Origin of the sequence: Sediminitomix flava (genome assembly GCF_003149185.1) — a bacterium.
GTDB classification, from domain to species: domain Bacteria; phylum Bacteroidota; class Bacteroidia; order Cytophagales; family Flammeovirgaceae; genus Sediminitomix; species Sediminitomix flava.
Genome location: NZ_QGDO01000010.1, coordinates 138,607 through 155,964, shown reverse-complemented (window position 1 = coordinate 155,964; position 17,358 = coordinate 138,607). Strand labels below are relative to the sequence as shown.

The following is a 17,358-nucleotide window of genomic DNA, read 5'->3' as shown; positions in this document are numbered from 1 at the left end:
CCATAAACGCTCTTTCAAGCCTTATTCATAATCATTTTTGAACTCAAAAGCTTTTACAAGGGGCTATCTTTTTGATAAATAGCTATTATTAATTTTATGTGTTGCATTTGCTCACGAATCAGAAGCTTGATACAAAACTTCATCATACATATTATTATTAGTCATAACTTAAATCTTACGCCTAATAAGCATAAATAGTTAATTGAAATTACTACCACTCTAAGTAACGGAACATACCACTTTCAAGTCTAAAAAATATAGCAATTGAAAAAAGTAAGCTCAAATACCAAATCACCATCATAGTATCCGCCACCGTTTTTCCGAGTTTCCGTTTTAAAAATATATACATCACCTATTTATTGAAGGAATACCAGTTTTTGAATAATACGAAAAGCTTCAAATAGATCATCTTCCTTGATCAAGACAAAGCTATACATCACGAAGTGTAACGTAATCAGTCGACCTAACCATTGTTGAAATAGCGGAAAAGTACTCAATACGGCAAAAACCTTTGTTCGATTGTACAGATGCCAAATTGAAATTGCAGCAGCGTGTATAGCTGCCCAAAGAAAATATCTTAAAGACAATTCGTGCCAACTACCTAACACAATCATAGAAGCAATAATACTAAGTCTTCCGCTTCGTGTCATACTCAAAAATGGATAGAATACATAATCTCTACACCAATTAGATAGTGTCATGTGCCAGCGGTTCCAAAAATCTACAATGTTCTCTGCTCGATAAGGATGATTGAAATTCTCTTCTACTCGAAAACCAATCAAGCAAGCAAAACCAATTGCGACATCAGAATAACCCGAAAACTGCATATAGGCATTTCCTGCAAAGCTTAGAGCATTAAAATATGCTTCTCCCCAATCTCCTTGCATAAACATTCCATCTGAAATTTGAAGTAGCTTAATCGAAAAGAAGTAGTTGCCAAGAACTACAACTTTGAAAAATCCATACAAGATTCGTTCTAAGCCAAAGGCAAATAAAGTACTGTCCCAACGTCTTCTTTTCAAATCCTTTAGAAACGGTGAAAAGCGATTAATTGGTCCAACCAATAAAGTCGGCAAAAAGAAACAGTATGACAAATAATGGAAAAGGCTGTGTCTTGCTACTTTACCTTTATAAACCTCTATTGCGTAATGAATTTGTCTGAAAGCATAATAGGATAAACCCAAAGGCATAATTCGATTTGCTTCTATTCCTAAAAGGTATCCATACTCCAACTTGAAAAATAAGAAGAGAGAAAGCAGTTGAATAACAATAGTAATTACTGCCATACTTTTTTGTTCGACCTTCTGCATTAGGTAGTAAGACAAAAAAGCTGTAATAAACAATAAAATCAGTGAGGTTGGTGAAAATAAGAATAGTACAACAGCCGTAGTAATAGTTACGGGCAATAATTGCCATTCTTCTTTGAGCAACCACGACAAGGGAACAGTAATCCCTCCCATTGCTAAAATTACAATCAATACTTCCATCCTAGTGCTGCTCTTCTTCTATAATTTTGTCAACTAACCACTCCGTATAGATTTTTCTACCCTTGGCATTTAAATGCCCGTAATCTATATAGTGCTGATAATACATGATAGGGCCATTATAATTCCAATGTGAGATACCATATCGTTCTTTATGTATCTCTAAAAATTGAGCCAATGAGTCTCTAAAACTTGTGGTATAAACTACATCTTCAACAGCTTTTGGCTTTGGGATATCCACAATGACAGTTTTGATGGAGTGTTCTTGAAGTTTTGCGTAAGAGTCCAATACATATTCTAACTGCTCTAGTGACTTCACTCTTCTTTTCGATGGTGTGTGGTTCAAAGTATCTAATTCTTTTAAGTTAGAATCAAAACTTTCAAATAAACCAGTAAAGTGTGTTATAACATTCATATTGACATTTGATGCATAGACAACTTTGATAAAAAGAGGATTTTCATCTTTTGACACCGCCTTAAGTTTACGCTTTTTTCCTCCTAACTTTATCCCCGCCAATTCAGTCTGAATACAAATGAGATCAGGTTTCAATTCAATTAGCTTTTCAAATAATTGATACTTCGTTACAAAATCTTTGAAAGGATCTCCCGTTTGAACAATTTTATGAAGCTGGACTGTTTTACCGTGCGTTTTCCTTGAATATTGTGCAATACTTTCTAAATCTTGAATACCATGTATAAAAAGCGAAGAACCTATTACCACTACTTTTAATGGTTCTTCAGGACCTCTTTGATACAAGGCATAATCATTTGTTATTTTTTGAATTTGAGGAGTAAAAAAATACAAGATTTCTTCCTTCAATTTGAGTTTATAGAATGAAAAGGCAAATATTTCCCAAACTACAAATAAGCCTATTGTCCAAAGCCAAATTTTGAGCGATGGTCTATCCTTCATTCCGTCCATACTACTTCAATTTTCGCTTCAAGATGTTCTCTGTATTTTGAATACTGTTCATCGTGATCATCTCAGCAGTCGTAAATCGGATATTCAATTGTTTTTCGAGTTGAGTGATAAAATCAAGATGAGCCATCGAATCCCAACCGTCTAAACTGTGTGAGTTATCATCTGAAGAAATCTGAGATTCTTCTACTCCAAAAGCTTTAGAAGCACTTTCTTTCACCAATGCCGAAACATCATGTGTCATTTCTACGACTTCAGAATCTTCTGTCTTTTTGGCAATCAATCGCTTCACTTCATCCAACTGTATTTTGCTTGACAAGCCTTTTGGTAAGTTCTCAAAAAAGTGATAGGCTTTAGGCATTTGGTTGACTTCCAATAGTGGACGAAGAAACTGTATAAGGTCGTTTTTTTCTAAATTTTGACCAGTTTTACGTACAATCGCAGCCGTAATTTTTTCACCAAATTCTGTATCGGGCATCCCGACCACAACACACTCTTGTACGGCATCATGACGGTTGATCATCTCCGCTACTTGTTCGGGGTAAACATTCAGTCCTCCAGAGTTGATCGTATTTTTGCTACGCCCTTTGATCGTGATAAAACCTTCTTCATCTTTTTGGGCTAAATCTCCTGTACTGAACCAACCGTCTTGCATCACTTTTTGTGTTGCTTCTTCATTCTCATAATAAGCTGAAAATAGGTTTTCTCCTTTCACCAAAAGCTCTCCGACCTCATTTGAAGGAACTTCAGCACCTTCTGCATTTACAATCTTGGCTTCACAATCGACAGGAACACCTACTGTTGCTCGCTTTCGAGCTGTGTTTTTAAATCCACTAAAAAGACCTCCTGCAACTGTTTCTGTGAGTCCGTACACATTGACAATTGTTGTCTTAAATTTCTCTTCAAAACTAGTCCAAAGATGTTCTTCTAGCTTAGAAGCAACGGACACCACACATTGGAAATCCTCTGTTTGAAAGCTGTCTTCTTCATCTTCCGAATAAGCGTTTAAGAAAGATAAAATAGTTGGTACAGTGATAAAATGCGTGATTCTCTCTTTGTAAATAAGGTGAAAAATCTCACTGATATGTGACATATCAAAACGGAAAGGTTTCAACCATGTACCTTGAGTGAAAGCCGTCAAAAGAGGTCCTTGAATACAACCATCCGCATGATAAAGCATCAAAATATTGAGAATGCGCGTATTTTCATCCATTCCGTAGACCTTAGAAAGGGTCTGTAAATGGTGAAATAAACTCATGTGTGAAATCATGACACCTTTTGGAGCAGCCGTTGTTCCAGATGTGAAAATGATATAAGCTGTTGTCTCTGGTGAAACCTCCTTTTCTTCTTCACTGATGGCTAAGCCATCCAAGATAGCAGGGAAAAGCTGACTTGACTGTTCATCTGTTTTCTTACTCTTGAACAGCTTTTTCATCAACATCCCTTTACGCTGTTTCTGCTTCCCTACCTTTAGTGAGAACACGCCTTCTTTCTCTTCAATTTTTCTTTCTTCAAAGAGTGCTTCGTCCATCACCAAGGCTTGAGGATTGATTTGGGCAATAATGCCGTTCGCTCTCAACACAGGAACATTCGGGTCAATAAAAACCGTAGTGATGCCACATTTTAAGAATGCTAAAAAGAACAAAGATGTATAGTAATCATCATCCACAGAAAGAATGACTTTGTCTCCCTCTTTTAGTCCTTTCTCATTAAACAAAGTTTGTAGTTGTTGTACTTGGGTCAAAAAGTCTTTATAGGTATATTTTTTTCCTTCAACTTTAGCAAATTCTTTCTTTCCTGCTTGACTAATTTGCGTGAATAGTTCTTGTATATTTTGAGGCTTCATCAGTGAGTTTTTGTTTAAAGAGTTTTCCGTTTTCGCTATAAGGTAAGGCTTCTTTGAAGTGGATGTATTTTGGTACTGCTGCCTTTCCAAATGCCTTATGTATACGTTCTTTGGTCTGTTTCGTGATTTCTTCAAGTGTTAGTTCACTTGCTTTGATCACAATAAAAGCATGAATGATTTCAGTGTCCTGCTCTCTGTTCGTACAAAGTGCTACATCTTCAACTTCTTGCTGAGTTTCGATAAAAGACTGTAAATGATCTAAGTAAATTATTTCTTCTTTTGCGGTTTTGATAAAGGCTTTCTTACGCCCTAGCAATTCTATATTTCCATTTTGATTGATTAGAGCTAAATCTTGGGTATAGAACCATGAATTTTTGATTACCTCTGCAGTTTGAGTAGCATTTTGATCATAATGAAGCATAAGGTTTTCACTAAAAACTCTGAGTTCACCGACTTCTCCCTGTGGTAAAACTCGGTCATATTCGTCAACCACTTGTGCAATACAATCAACTGCTTTTCCTATGCTATTCTCGTTCTTTTCATCTCCTTCTGATTCCGAAGTACAGATACCACTTGTTTCGGTCAGACCATAATAATTGATCACTTCCAAATCAAACGCATCTTTCAAGGCTATCCGCAAGTCCGTAGACAAGGCATTGCCTGTACACATCAGACTTCTAATGCTTTGAAGCTGATCTGCTACACGCTCTTGGTATTTGGTTAATTGTCTTAGAAAAGAAGGGTTGGCAGCTAAAATAGTGGCTTTTGTTTCTTCAACTTCCTCAGTCAAACTCAATAGGTTTCCTAAACTCTGTTGTCTTGGAATGACTACACTTGAACCAAAATGAAGTGCTGAAAGCGTGGCATTTCGGAGTCCGCTCATGCTTTCCAAACCTCCAAAAGCAAAGTAACGGTCTTCACTTTCAAAGTTGAAATGCTTGGCTAATAGCTCAGAACTTCTGAACAGATTTCCATGAGAAAGCACAACTCCTTTTGGTATTCCCGTAGACCCCGAAGTGTACAATATCACTGCCGTATCTTGTTCTAAAATCTCAGTGTTGTACTCCAATTCTTCCTCGCTGTTTTCTGCTAACCAATCAGAAAAATATTCTGCTTCTCCTTCAATCTCTTCTTCACTATCCAACACGATACTATTTTCAAAAAGTGCATTTTTTTCTTTGAAAACAGTCGTGCTCACAAAGCTCATTTTAGCTTGTGCTTTTACAATCAGATCAGCCGTAACAGCACTTGACAACTCTGGAGAAATAGGCACAAATACAATTCCTAGTTGCATACAAGCCCAAAACAGAAGCACACCCTCTGCATGAAGATTACTTGATAGCAAGACTCGATCTCCTTTTTGCAAACCTTGATTCAACAGTGCTGAAGCAATCAGTTGCACCAACTCTTCACAATCGATATAAGACAACTCGCTTTCATCTTCTAACACATAAAGAGCCGTTTGTTCTGCATAACTCGCCAAGGTACTTTGCCACAAATCTGCTAGATTGTGTCGTTTGTGTGGCAATCTAAGTTTTTGAGTCATCAAGTAATTTTGAAGCAGAATTCCTTTTTCGGACATCGGCAAAACCTGTAAAAGCCCGTGCATTTCTAAATCACTCAAAACAGAAATGACTTTATCTAGCGATATCTGAAGCTTTGTCGAAATCTCTTGTAAAGTGTATGCTCTTTCTGCTAGGAAAAGGATTTGAGCAGTCTCCGAATCAAAAGATAAACCTTCCAATTCTTTGATTCGCTCTATATAAATCGGGTGACGCTCTAAAAGGTAATCTAGCTGCCCATCAAAAGCCCTACGGTCTACGGTCACTTTCTGTTGGTGCAAATCAATTTGAAGCAACTGATTCATGATGACCCTTGCAGCACCTACATGCTCTTGATTCTCTATTGAAAAAGGCTGTATTGTATCAGCTTGCCAACTTTTGGGTAGAATAGCTATCAGAGCATTGTAATCCTCCATGCTAGGATCAGATTTGAACAATGACTCTTGCTCTTCCGATTTCACAAAATCATTGAATACAAAAAGCTTTGGTTCAGAAAAGATCATTCCTTTCCACTCGCTTTTTGACTCCATACGGTCAAAGAGTTTTGTATAGGTATTCCCGTGCAATTGATTTCCTCCTCTTTCAAAAAATGGTTCTGGCTGTGTATTGCCCAAATGCACATGAGGAAAGAAAATCGCGGCATCTTCTTTAGCAACTCTTGTCAATTCAGAAAGGAATTTTGCCAAAGAAAAACGATGCAAAGTATCGGGAGCTATGATCAGGCTAAAGCTTTTATCATCAAGCGGAAGTTCTTGATTCAGATCGATAAAAATGACGGATACATTCGGCTGTTCTTCCATCCAATACTGAAAACCTTTATAGCCCAATACATCGTGATTTCCTTCCCAAATCGTGATGATTTGTTGTTCGGGGAACAAGCCTGCCAACAAAAATGTCATCCAGCCCGAACGATCCCAAACATTCAAAATGTAATCATTGGGCTTTAGTTCTGATTGGAGTTTTTGTATGAAAGGATAAAAGGCTTTGCTCGCTTCGTTGAAAGGCTGAAAACAAGCATAAATATCATAAACGGCTTTTCGGTATTTCTTTTTCAGAAACTGTTCGTAAGCTGATTGTGCACCTAAAATCTTGTCTATTTTCTGTTTCTGATCTTCACAGTCTTCTTTTAACGTTGTCCCTTGATTGGGAAAATAAAGATTTTGATGATGAGGGATATATTCACAAAAAAGAGCATTCGATAGTTCGGTATTTTGAAGACCTTTTAATTCGTAAAAAGGTTTAAATGGGATATACATGTATTTAGATAATATAATAACAAGTTATAGGTAAAAATAAAATACTATTGTAGTTCAACAATAGGTGTTACAAATTTGTAATAGTTAAGTCAGTCACACATTTTTGGAAAAAGCTGTAAAAAATAAACAACGAGACGAAGTAAAAAAATTTAGCTTACATCTAAATTTTCAATCTTTCTAAAAATCACATTCAATATAATGAATTGAAATACATTTTAACAAAAGTATTGTTATAGTAATTTTTTGAATGGTCAAAATTGCGTATAAAACGATCTAAAGAGATATTGTTAAATCATTTAAGAGCATATGGATATGTTGAGTAAAATCCTAAAAACTTCACACTTTAAATAACATTTTAGATTGTAACTATAAAACCGTTATTGTAAGTCCCTCAGAAAATTAGATACGTCAGCATCAATCACCTTATAACCATTAGTACTCTCTTCTATTTTTAGTAAAATATTCTTATTAGTTGATGAACAACTTTTTCTCCAAGAAACATTACAAATAAATGTATTTGCTTGCTTATCAATATTCATAGATAGAAAACAATAAATATTATTTTCTACTATTTTTTTATTTGAAGTACGAGGACTTTGTTTCCATGGAGCATAGAAGAAAAAAAATAATCCATGTATGTCATCGTAAGAAGAACTTTGTTTCTTATCAAAATTGAATTGTTTATTCAAATTAAAGTAAAGACGCTTATGATCAATGACTTGGTAAAATAATTCCTTCTCTTTATTCTCGATGGCATCGATAAAACTTAAACAGGTATGATATGGTGTTTGATGAACAAACACAGTCTGAGTACTATCACTCCCAAGTAATCCAAAAAAGATAATACCAATTATCAAGTACCTAATTCTAAAAAGTATCATTCGATATTCATAAGTTTTTCAAACCAGAAAAAGTCTAGTATATACAATGCTACTTAAAATACTCCTATCTGGCAATTCATCCATTTACAATTATTAATAGTGTTTAGGAGAATAACGTAATTCATTTACGTACTAGTCTGTTTAATTTACACCAAATTAATCCTGTACTAAGATGAACCAGTTTGATAAAAATCAGAAAATAGGTTTTACGGTAGGCTCCGAAGCCTCTATTCGTGAAGCATTACACCAATAAAAAAGCCTCCTTGAACAAGATACTGTGATCGTTCATGATCTTTTTGATGTTGAATTTGTAGCTCAAAAAGCTGATGGAAGCCACAGACGTTTGCAAGTAGCAGATACAAAAAATAGAGCACTCTTGAAGTCTGCTTTGGATAAAGCTCAGGAAGGTGGAAGTCATTACTATCCCGAATTAATTGGTGAAAGTGATGAAATATATGTATCTGAAGCTATTTTTTTTGCTGTTGCCTTAGAGTATCCTGCTCTGGAAAGCTTACTTTTTGAAACAGCTCAAGCTATGGCTCATCTGAGCAGAGCACACAATGATACTTCTGAAATGTGGGTCGATGATATGCGTGTTTTTGGTGTAGAGGCACTTTATATGATTGCCCGAACATATCCAAAATACAGCTATCTATTAGCACAATTTCTAATTCCTTATTGGGATGATGAACATGCCGTTGGCTATGAGGAATATCTAGCCTCCCTACTTATCATCAATGGATGGAGTGAAGATATGATCAAAGCTTTTGTATGGTGCGACAATCATTTCTTCCGCCAAAGTATGCATTCGGAGGACAACCTTCTCGGTGATTATTTAAAGCACCATCCAGAAGCTTATACTTTCTTCAAAGCATGTTTACATGAGCGTTTTGAAACGGAGTTAGTTTTACTTGCCGATGAACAAGAAGAAGAAGCTCAGCCCCTTTTAGAAATCTATTTTAGTTTGTTGGTCTCCTCTGAGGAATGGGCCGAATCTATTGAAGGCAATGAAGCGCTACTAGAACAGAAGTTCATTATTGATACCCTCGAAAATGAAGCCTTAGACTTAGAGAATGAGTTAAAAGAAAAGCTACAGACTTCACTGATCAAACGCTCTGAAAGTGCATTGAAGGAAGAGCAATTTCTGAAAGATATTGATGAACTAAATGATAATTATAAATTTGGAGATGCATACAAGGAAATCTTATCCTTCTTTGAACACTTACCAAATGGGCCAAAAATACGCGAGTATATAGCTACTGGAGAACCTCAAGATGTTTTGAATAGTCTCCCACAAATGGGCTTACTTCAACTAGCTAAAACACATCGACCAAACTTGTATAAACAAATGTGTTATTATACTTCGGGCTATAGAGATGAAAATGAACTGAGAGAGGAATTGCACCAAATCATTAGTGACCTTACCGTCGAACACTTATCATTTGAAAGTCTTTTGATCGACGAAGAGGAGCAAAAAATAAATGGACTAATTACACGACTCCGTGTACGTAAAGAGAACGAGAAAGCATCTCCTTCAGTGAATGAGGAAGAGAAACGTCAGTTGCAAGAAAGATATCTGCGCATATTGGATGTATTTTATTTCGCCTTCGGTAAAAAACCATTCTCAGACGAGATCAAAGAAATTATTGCTGATCCAAAGAACGCTTCACTCATTTCTCTCGATGAATATTATTTACGTTATGCTAATCCGTCAGGCCTAGCTCAAGAACAACTTTTAGTAAAGAGGAAAAAAGAAGCTGTTCAGACTTTACTATCAACTTTTTATTCGGAAACTAACCTCCAAAAGAAAAATTTTTCTGAAGCAGAAAATCTATTTACCGACAGGCCTTTGATGGATTGTAGTACTTGGTCTACAACAAAAATAGGTAGTTATACCCTCGCAGCATTTCTACTTTACAGAGATTATACAAATGGGAAAACAGATCAATACACGCAACAACTTTTTGACTTTGTTCAGAAAGGCTTTTCCAATACAATTGCTTCGTCTGTAGTTGCTGCAACTACAGTGTCTCACTTTGATGATAAACAATGCCCAAAAGAAGAGCAAGATAAAATTCATGATTACCTTACATCAGAAAGTCCAAAAATAGATCAAGCAGAAGCAATATGTCTTTTGCGTCAGTATTTAAGGACGGGAGAGGGTAAATACAATGCCTCACAAGATCAAATTTCTTTGTTCAGCTATGAAGACGAATACAGCGAGCGTATGCTTTTAACTTGTTTTTGGCTTTCACTTTTGCCGCTTCCAACTCAGAAATTGGCAAAGCGAATTTGGTCACTTTTATTAGATTTAGCTCCACAAGTTTGTATAAAGCTCGTCACCAATGCATTGACCTATTTTTATTTTGAAATTGAGTTTGATGATGTACTTGAAGAGATTGCACATTATGAAACACTAGAAAAATCTGGGGTACCATTAGCACAAAGTTTAGCCTTTCAAATGGTCGATTGTCAATCTAAACTAAGAAGGGAAGAAGATCGATATAAAAATGCTTACCTCAGCTTTTTGGAGCGTTATAGTGACATTGATTTGGAGACAAACAGCATGTTTGAGCGCATAGACAAAAACAGAGCAATAGCACTAGACGAAGGCTTACATGCTATCAATGAACGAAAAAGAATTACTTTTTTTAAACATTTAGCCTTACAAAATCCAAGGTTTCCATTTAAACAAGAAGAGATTTTTAACAATGTTTTAAAACGTGTAGTCAAAGAAAACTTAAAAGGTTTAGAGGAACAGATCATTGAGAAGCTTGATAAAAAGCATATTCTATTTCATGGCTATCGAAATGAATTGCCACAATCACTTATAGGTCCGATTGTAAACGATGAAAACACGCTTACTCTCCCGAGCACAAAAATAAACATCCATGGATTAGAATTATTGGTACTTAAACAGACAGAAGGAAATCTTCATATTGTACTACAAAGTGAACAATTTAAGTCAAAGGATATTCAAGATATAAATGAACTCTACTACATGAAAGTTCTCATTTTAGAGGATTCCATTCCCACTCTTAGACTTACAGAAATATTCTCAGAAAAGCCTACTGATCAATTACGACTAACGAAAACCATAGCGGCAATTACCAACTATATTGAGGGTAATAATTCTTACGATGAAACAAGGCTGATTTTTGAAGAAAATATCACTAAATCAGATTTCGACAATCCAAAAGATCCTCTAAGTGCCTTAGCGCTGTTTGAACAATTTGTTTGGGCTATGCCTGAAGAAAAAGTAGACCGCATCTTGAAATTATTCGTTGATCACAGTCATAAAACCTTTGACTTGTTTGATGCAAAGCTAGACGAAGCATACCTAGAACGTAAAGTGATATCAGGTCAATTAAGCTTTACCGATTATTTGTATGCACGTTCAGATCGTGATACAAATTTGGAAGAAGCCGTACATTGGATATTCCAAAAACTGATAGACTTAAATATCTCAACGATTAACTTATTAGAAATAATGGCTGATTATGAGCAGTATCAGATTGGTGATTTAGTAGTGGAATTGACAAAAAATAAAGCTTTTTCTAAAGCATTAAAATCTTTGAATGTTGAGAAAAGAGCGAATATCATCGAGCAATTGGGGAAAAGCCCAGAAGGGATAGAAGCCTTGAAAAAGTTACCAAAAGATAGCTCTCGTAAAATTCGAGACCTTATCGAATCACTTATTTCAAAATAATCAGATCTACTTTAAGCCACGATAATACTACTTATTTTTGAAATCTTGAATAGTTGAGTTGTGGAATTGAAAATATGTTTAATAATTAAACTTTTCACAATTCCGCAACTCAACATTCTACTACTTACCCGCCTCATTAAAGACCAATAAATACATTAAAAATAAAACAATATTCATTGATAATACACTGAATGTAGGTTACTTATTTGTTACCACTTTCTTTAGTAATTTCCTTGTCAGGGGATTCTTTTTTTAGCCAATTCTAGTTCTCTTAATGATAGTAAATATGAAGACTATGAATAATACAATACACATAGTAGTAGAATTGGTGGCTCAAGAAGGTAAGTTCGATGAGATGAAAGATATTTTCAGTGAGCTAGCTTCAGCAACTCGTGAAGAGAAGGGAGTAATTAGTTACTCTTTTATTGAAGATGAAAATCGAAAAAACACATTGCTTTCAGTCGAAGAATGGCAAGACGAAGAATCTGAAAAAAAGCACTGGGATACACCACACCTTAAATCTGCACTAAAAAAAGCAAACGAAGTATTTGCAAGCGAACCGATTGTGCACAAAGGAAAAAAAATAATCTAACTATTAACAGCAAAAAAAATGAGTAAGACTATATTAATGACAGGTTCTGCAACAGGCTTTGGTGCAGGAGTAGTAATAGGTTTAGCGAAACAAGGGCATAGAGTTATTGCAACCGTAGAAAACTGGACTCAAAAAACACTTTTAATAAATAAAGCTGAGGAAGCGGGAGTCGAGTTGACGGTAGAAAAACTTGATTATTTGGAAGATGATGACATAAACGAAATCGTCAGAAAGTATGGTGATAAAGTAGATATATTAAGCTTGAACGCTGCTACTGGAGAAACAGGACCTGTAGCGGAAATTCCGATCAAAAGGATCAAGCGTGTTTTTGATGTCAATGTTTTCAAGACAATTGAGATCGCTCAAAAATTTTCTAAGATTTTCGTAGCTAAAGGTAAAGGTAAGATTATTTTCACTTCCTCAATTGCAGGGTTTTTCACATTTAAATATCTAGGGCCTTATGTAGCATCTAAGCATGCACTCGAAGGTTTAGTTCAGACAATGCAACTTGAGCTTGAAGATACTGGAGTTACTGTGGCTACAATTAATCCAGGACCTTTTAGCACGGGCTTTAATCACCGAATGTATGATACGGCTTTGCAATGGATTGATCCTAATGTTCACTTTACTGACCCTGAAGAAATTAAAAAAATTCAAGATCAGTTTATCAATGGAGGAATTGAATTTGACCCACAAGGAATGATCGATTTTATGATTGAAAAGATCCCCGCTGATAAGCACAAATTTAGAAATGTTTATCCAGAGGATGTGTTGCCTGATGTGAAATCATACGAAGCTTCACTTTGGATAAAAGAAGTCGGGAAGTAATGCGGTTTTGTGTAGATATTATCTCAAAATATAAAAGAGACTCCTGAATGATTAATTCCCTCACAAATCAAACTCAGATGATCAACAAGTCGTAGTTGATTTACAACATCTCAATCACGATTTGTTGAATGATCTAACCGTATTATTATTCCTTAATGTAGTTCGAAGTGAGAGAAAATCTAACCATTGCTTTCACATAAAACTATAGAGTAACAATTTTACATTCCTCAAATTCCATTTCATTATAAACCTCAAAAGTCCAATCGCTAAGTGCTTTCAAGACAGGTAATAGTTTGATTCCCTTTTCAGAAAGCGAATACTCTACACGTGGTGGAATTTCATCAAACTTAGTTCTTATCAAAATACCATCACTTTCAAGCTCTTTGAGCTGTTCGGTAAGCACCTTCTTAGAAATCTGTGGTAAAAATAAAAGAAGTTTACCAAATCGTAAGCTACCATTAGCAAGCAAATAAATAATTATTGGCTTCCATTTTCCTCCAAGAATATTCATCGCATGCACCAATGAACAATTTTTTGAATTTTCAATGAACCTTCTTCCCATTACATATATCGATTTTCATTATTTATTAACCACATTCAAATAGTACAAGCTATAAACTAATGTAGATTTCTTTACTGAATCGAATCAAGTTTTGATGAAGAACTAAACATCAAATCTAATTTTATTGACAGTTTTGGCTGTCTTTATACAGAAAAATAATAGGAAGGTAGAATGGAGTAAAAACAGCTGGGAGGAAAGAAATATGATTTTGGCAATAAACTACCTTGAACGATCAGGTACTGTTCAGTTGATGAAACAATAATCTCTTCTCTAATATTTTAATTGATACAAATACTATTTTTAAAACATTTCTGATTCTAAAAACAATGAAATTTAGTGGATTTTAAAAGTCTTAAAAGGTTTCTTAAACCTCCATTCAAAAGATCATTCTGCCTTTTCAGATCAAAAAATATCCTATTTTATCCAATGAGTTAGCTATTCTATTTTCTGAGACAATAGCACTATTGCTCATCAATGCTTCTCGATATATTGTACATACTACAATTAAAAATTTCAAATAGATTGAAATTTTTAATCTAAGTCAAAACTAAACCAATATTAGTATGTACTATTTTCCACATAAAGCACCATTCAAAAGCTACAAGTTTACAATCGTAGCTTTCGTTATCAGTTTTCTAACAGTCTCAATTACATTAATCAGTCACCCTATAAAAACCACAACTGAGAAAACTGATACAGATTTAGTCATTAAAAATAAGTAGTAAAGTAAATCGACTTTTTGGATAAGTTCCCCTTTTAAGAGACGTAAATTGCTTACGTCTCTCTTCTATTATATAGCTAATATCAAACCCCATTTCTATGTATTTTTTCAATAAACTAAAGTCTAATAAAGGACTTAGTGTTATAAGTCTATGTCTGATTTTTGGTATAAGTCTAACAATTAGCGCATGTGATGATCCGTCAGAAGGCAAACCCGCTATCTGGATTCTAACGGATTTTACAGGAATGAAAAAAGATGGTATAGAATTTCGACATCAGAATGATAAACAGTCACAACTCAATACCGTAAGTGACCCTGATGATTACGTAGCGATGGTTATGTACCTCATGAATGCCAATAAATTTCATACCGCACAAATTGTATTAGGCTCTGACGGGGCTGATAAAAGTAAAGGTACTAATCCATTGACAGAGTTTCAAAATCGTATTTTGACAGCCTACGAGCACGATATTTCTTTTTGGAATTCAAACAAAAACACAAAGGGATTTCCTTCTGCACAAGAAATTTCAGCAGTAACAAAACTGACTACTTTACAAGGTCAAAAGTTTGACACTAACGAAAACTATACAGATTTTAAAAGCCTTGCACCTACAGTAAAGTCCTTAGTCAAGGAATTGGAAAAAAATAAATACTCGGCTGAAAATCCGCTTTATGTACTGGTTTGGGGACCGATGACAGAAGCTGCAATGGCCGTAAAACACTTGCAAGCAAAAGGAAATACAGACGCTTTGGAACGCCTTTTTGTGGTTTCGCACTGGACAACATCTTTTTTAAGACATAACAATCCATCCAAATGTACTGCTTTAGAAGAAGATCGAGTGAAGTACGGAGTCGCAAACTGTAATGAAGACTGTGAGGCTTGTGAGTTTTTGCATAAAGAAGCACAAAATGCCCAAGCAAAATTCAGATTTGTAGATGTCGGTTCTGTAGGTCAAGGCGGAATTGTAGGGGGTTCTCGTCCTTTCTTCGGGAAAAAAGGCATACAAGGTGAGCATGCCCAAGCCTTTCTAACTAGTGAAATGGGTAAACTATTTATTGAATCTAACTTTATGTATAACCGTCCCGATGGTTCAGACTGTGCGACATTTTATACCATTCTAGGAGATTATGGTCTGACCCTAAATGATTTTTATACTAACGGAGTTATCACTGAAGAGCAAGAACGATATGCTGAAACTGCTTTTAAAAATAATGCAAATAAAATGATGCAAGAATTGTTAGCCCTTAGTCAGGTAGTTCAATAATAAATAGAAAGATACAAATCGTTGAGATCAGACGCTAAGGCATATAAAAAGACCTCTCTAAAACTAGAGAGGTCTTTTTCACTTACAATTACAACAACCTTAATATTCTTTTCTTAGCTGATAATAAAGATCATTTACTCTTAATGACTCTTTGAACGATTGCATTCTTGTATGCTCATCGATGGTCACTAATTCTATATCAAACATATCTGCAAAATCTTCCATAAACTCAGCCGTCAAAGCCTGCGAATATACTGTATGATGTGCTCCCCCTGCCAAAATCCATGCTTTAAGTGCCGTATTCATATCTGGTAGCGGATTCCAAAGTACACGTGCTACTGGAAGGTTTGGTAAATCTGCCTCTGGTTCTACTGCATTTACAGTGTTTACAAGAAGTCTGAAACGATCTCCCATCGTAATTAGAGATGCATTTAGACCAGCTCCTGCAGGTGAATTGAAGACCAAACGAACAGGGTCTTCTTTTCCACCAATACCCAAAGGATGTACTTCACATTTTGGTTTTGCATCTGCAATAGATGGACAAATTTCAAGCATGTGCGCCCCCAATACAGCAGGATTCTCTGGATTGAAATGATAGGTATAATCTTCCATAAATGAAGTTCCACCTTTCAAGCCTTTCGCCATCACTTTAGAAGCTCTCAAAAGTGCAGCTGTTTTCCAATCTCCTTCACCCCCAAAACCATAGCCGTCAGCCATCAAACGTTGAACTGCCAAACCTGGTAACTGCTTTAGTGTACCTAAGTTTTCGAAGGTATCGGTAAACCCAAGGAATTCCCCTTCTTCCAAGAAACTTCTCAAGCCCAATTCAATGCGAGCAGCATCCAACAGAGATGCTCTCATCTCTCCGTCTGCCATCAAGTTAGGTGCTAAGTTATATTCGCTTTCGTATTGTTCTACCAAAGCCAATACGTTTGCGTCTGAAACCGCATCTACATGAGCGGTTAAATCTTCAATTCCAAAACCATTCACTGAGAAACCAAACTTGATTTCACTCGATACTTTATCACCTTCTGTAACTGCCACATAACGCATATTATCACCGATACGAGCAAACTTTCCACCTTGTAGGTCTGCTTTTGCAGTAGCTACCCTTGCCCAAGTGTCAATTTGTTTGATGACTTGCTCATCTTTCCAATGACCTACGACTACCTTACGATTCAAACGCAAACGTGTATTGATAAAACCAAACTCTCTATCACCGTGAGCAGACTGATTTAAGTTCATGAAATCCATATCGATATCACCCCAAGGTATATCTCTATTGAATTGTGTATGCAAATGCAGCATTGGTTTTTGTAAGGCTCTCAGACCATTGATCCACATTTTCGCAGGTGAAAAGGTATGCATCCAAGTCACAATACCCACACAATCTTCCGTATTGTTGGCCTCAAGACATAACTGATATATCTGATCAGGTGTTGTCAAGATTGGTTTATAAACTAATTTAACGGATAGATTCTCACTGGCATCCAAATAATTGACAATTTGTGATGAATGATCCGCCACTTGCTTTAGGGTTTCTTCTCCATATAAATGCTGGCTCCCTGTAGCAAACCAAATCTCGTACGTGCGCTTTGTCATATTGAAAATATTGTTTGTTAACTACTATCTAAACTTAGGCTCTCTTTGAGCTTTGTAGAAACAATGTAAAGGCTTCATTCATGAATAATTTGCTCTTTTGTACAGCTATTTTGTTCAAAAATGAAGCGCAT

General features: G+C 35.7%; 11 protein-coding genes. 4 read left to right on the top strand and 7 right to left on the bottom strand.

Features of this window, described 5'->3' with window-relative positions; translation table 11 throughout:
• Positions 1 to 356: 356 nt before the first annotated feature.
• The 5 genes from BC781_RS24010 to BC781_RS23990 form a co-directional block, all read right to left on the bottom strand.
• Positions 357 to 1,487 (bottom strand): MBOAT family O-acyltransferase, encoded by a 1,131-nt coding sequence (locus tag BC781_RS24010; protein ID WP_109622833.1) that lies wholly within the window; start codon positions 1,485 to 1,487, stop codon positions 357 to 359.
• A gap of 1 nt (position 1,488) precedes the next feature.
• Positions 1,489 to 2,406: a hypothetical protein gene (locus BC781_RS24005; RefSeq protein WP_109622831.1), complete on the bottom strand. Its 918-nt coding sequence runs from the start codon at positions 2,404 to 2,406 to the stop codon at positions 1,489 to 1,491.
• Position 2,407: 1 nt separating this feature from the next.
• Positions 2,408 to 4,249, bottom strand: coding sequence for an AMP-binding protein (locus BC781_RS24000; protein ID WP_109622829.1), 1,842 nt, complete (start codon positions 4,247 to 4,249; stop codon positions 2,408 to 2,410).
• Positions 4,209 to 7,067 (bottom strand): AMP-binding protein, encoded by a 2,859-nt coding sequence (locus tag BC781_RS23995; protein ID WP_109622827.1) that lies wholly within the window; start codon positions 7,065 to 7,067, stop codon positions 4,209 to 4,211. Before BC781_RS23995 ends, BC781_RS24000 begins: the two co-directional genes overlap by 41 nt.
• A 377-nt stretch (positions 7,068 to 7,444) precedes the next feature.
• Positions 7,445 to 7,948 (bottom strand): hypothetical protein, encoded by a 504-nt coding sequence (locus tag BC781_RS23990; RefSeq protein ID WP_109622825.1) that lies wholly within the window; start codon positions 7,946 to 7,948, stop codon positions 7,445 to 7,447.
• Between the two features lie 277 nt (positions 7,949 to 8,225).
• Between BC781_RS23990 and BC781_RS23985 the strand changes: the two genes are divergently transcribed.
• The 3 genes from BC781_RS23985 to BC781_RS23975 all read left to right on the top strand — a co-directional run bounded on the left by BC781_RS23985 (position 8,226) and on the right by BC781_RS23975 (position 13,077).
• Entirely contained in the window at positions 8,226 to 11,657 is a 3,432-nt protein-coding gene (locus BC781_RS23985; RefSeq protein WP_109622823.1) for a hypothetical protein, read from the top strand.
• A 295-nt stretch (positions 11,658 to 11,952) separates the two neighbouring features.
• Positions 11,953 to 12,249 (top strand): putative quinol monooxygenase, encoded by a 297-nt coding sequence (locus BC781_RS23980; protein WP_158281575.1) that lies wholly within the window; start codon positions 11,953 to 11,955, stop codon positions 12,247 to 12,249.
• Between the two features lie 18 nt (positions 12,250 to 12,267).
• A complete protein-coding gene (locus tag BC781_RS23975; protein WP_109622819.1) occupies positions 12,268 to 13,077 on the top strand; it encodes an SDR family oxidoreductase in 810 nt (269 codons plus the stop codon).
• Positions 13,078 to 13,279: 202 nt separating this feature from the next.
• On the opposite strand, the gene BC781_RS23970 is transcribed toward BC781_RS23975, so the two are convergent.
• Positions 13,280 to 13,639 carry a winged helix-turn-helix transcriptional regulator gene (locus tag BC781_RS23970; protein WP_109622818.1) on the bottom strand — a complete coding sequence of 120 codons (360 nt, stop codon included), beginning with the start codon at positions 13,637 to 13,639 and terminating at the stop codon, positions 13,280 to 13,282.
• Between the two features lie 819 nt (positions 13,640 to 14,458).
• On the opposite strand from BC781_RS23970, the gene BC781_RS23965 reads away from it, so the two are divergent.
• Entirely contained in the window at positions 14,459 to 15,625 is a 1,167-nt protein-coding gene (locus tag BC781_RS23965; protein ID WP_109622816.1) for a nucleoside hydrolase-like domain-containing protein, read from the top strand.
• Positions 15,626 to 15,724: 99 nt separating this feature from the next.
• Here BC781_RS23965 and araA read toward each other — a convergent pair whose 3' ends face one another.
• Positions 15,725 to 17,227, bottom strand: a complete 1,503-nt coding sequence (gene araA, locus BC781_RS23960; RefSeq protein ID WP_109622814.1) for an L-arabinose isomerase — start codon at positions 17,225 to 17,227, stop codon at positions 15,725 to 15,727.
• Positions 17,228 to 17,358 lie beyond the last annotated feature (131 nt).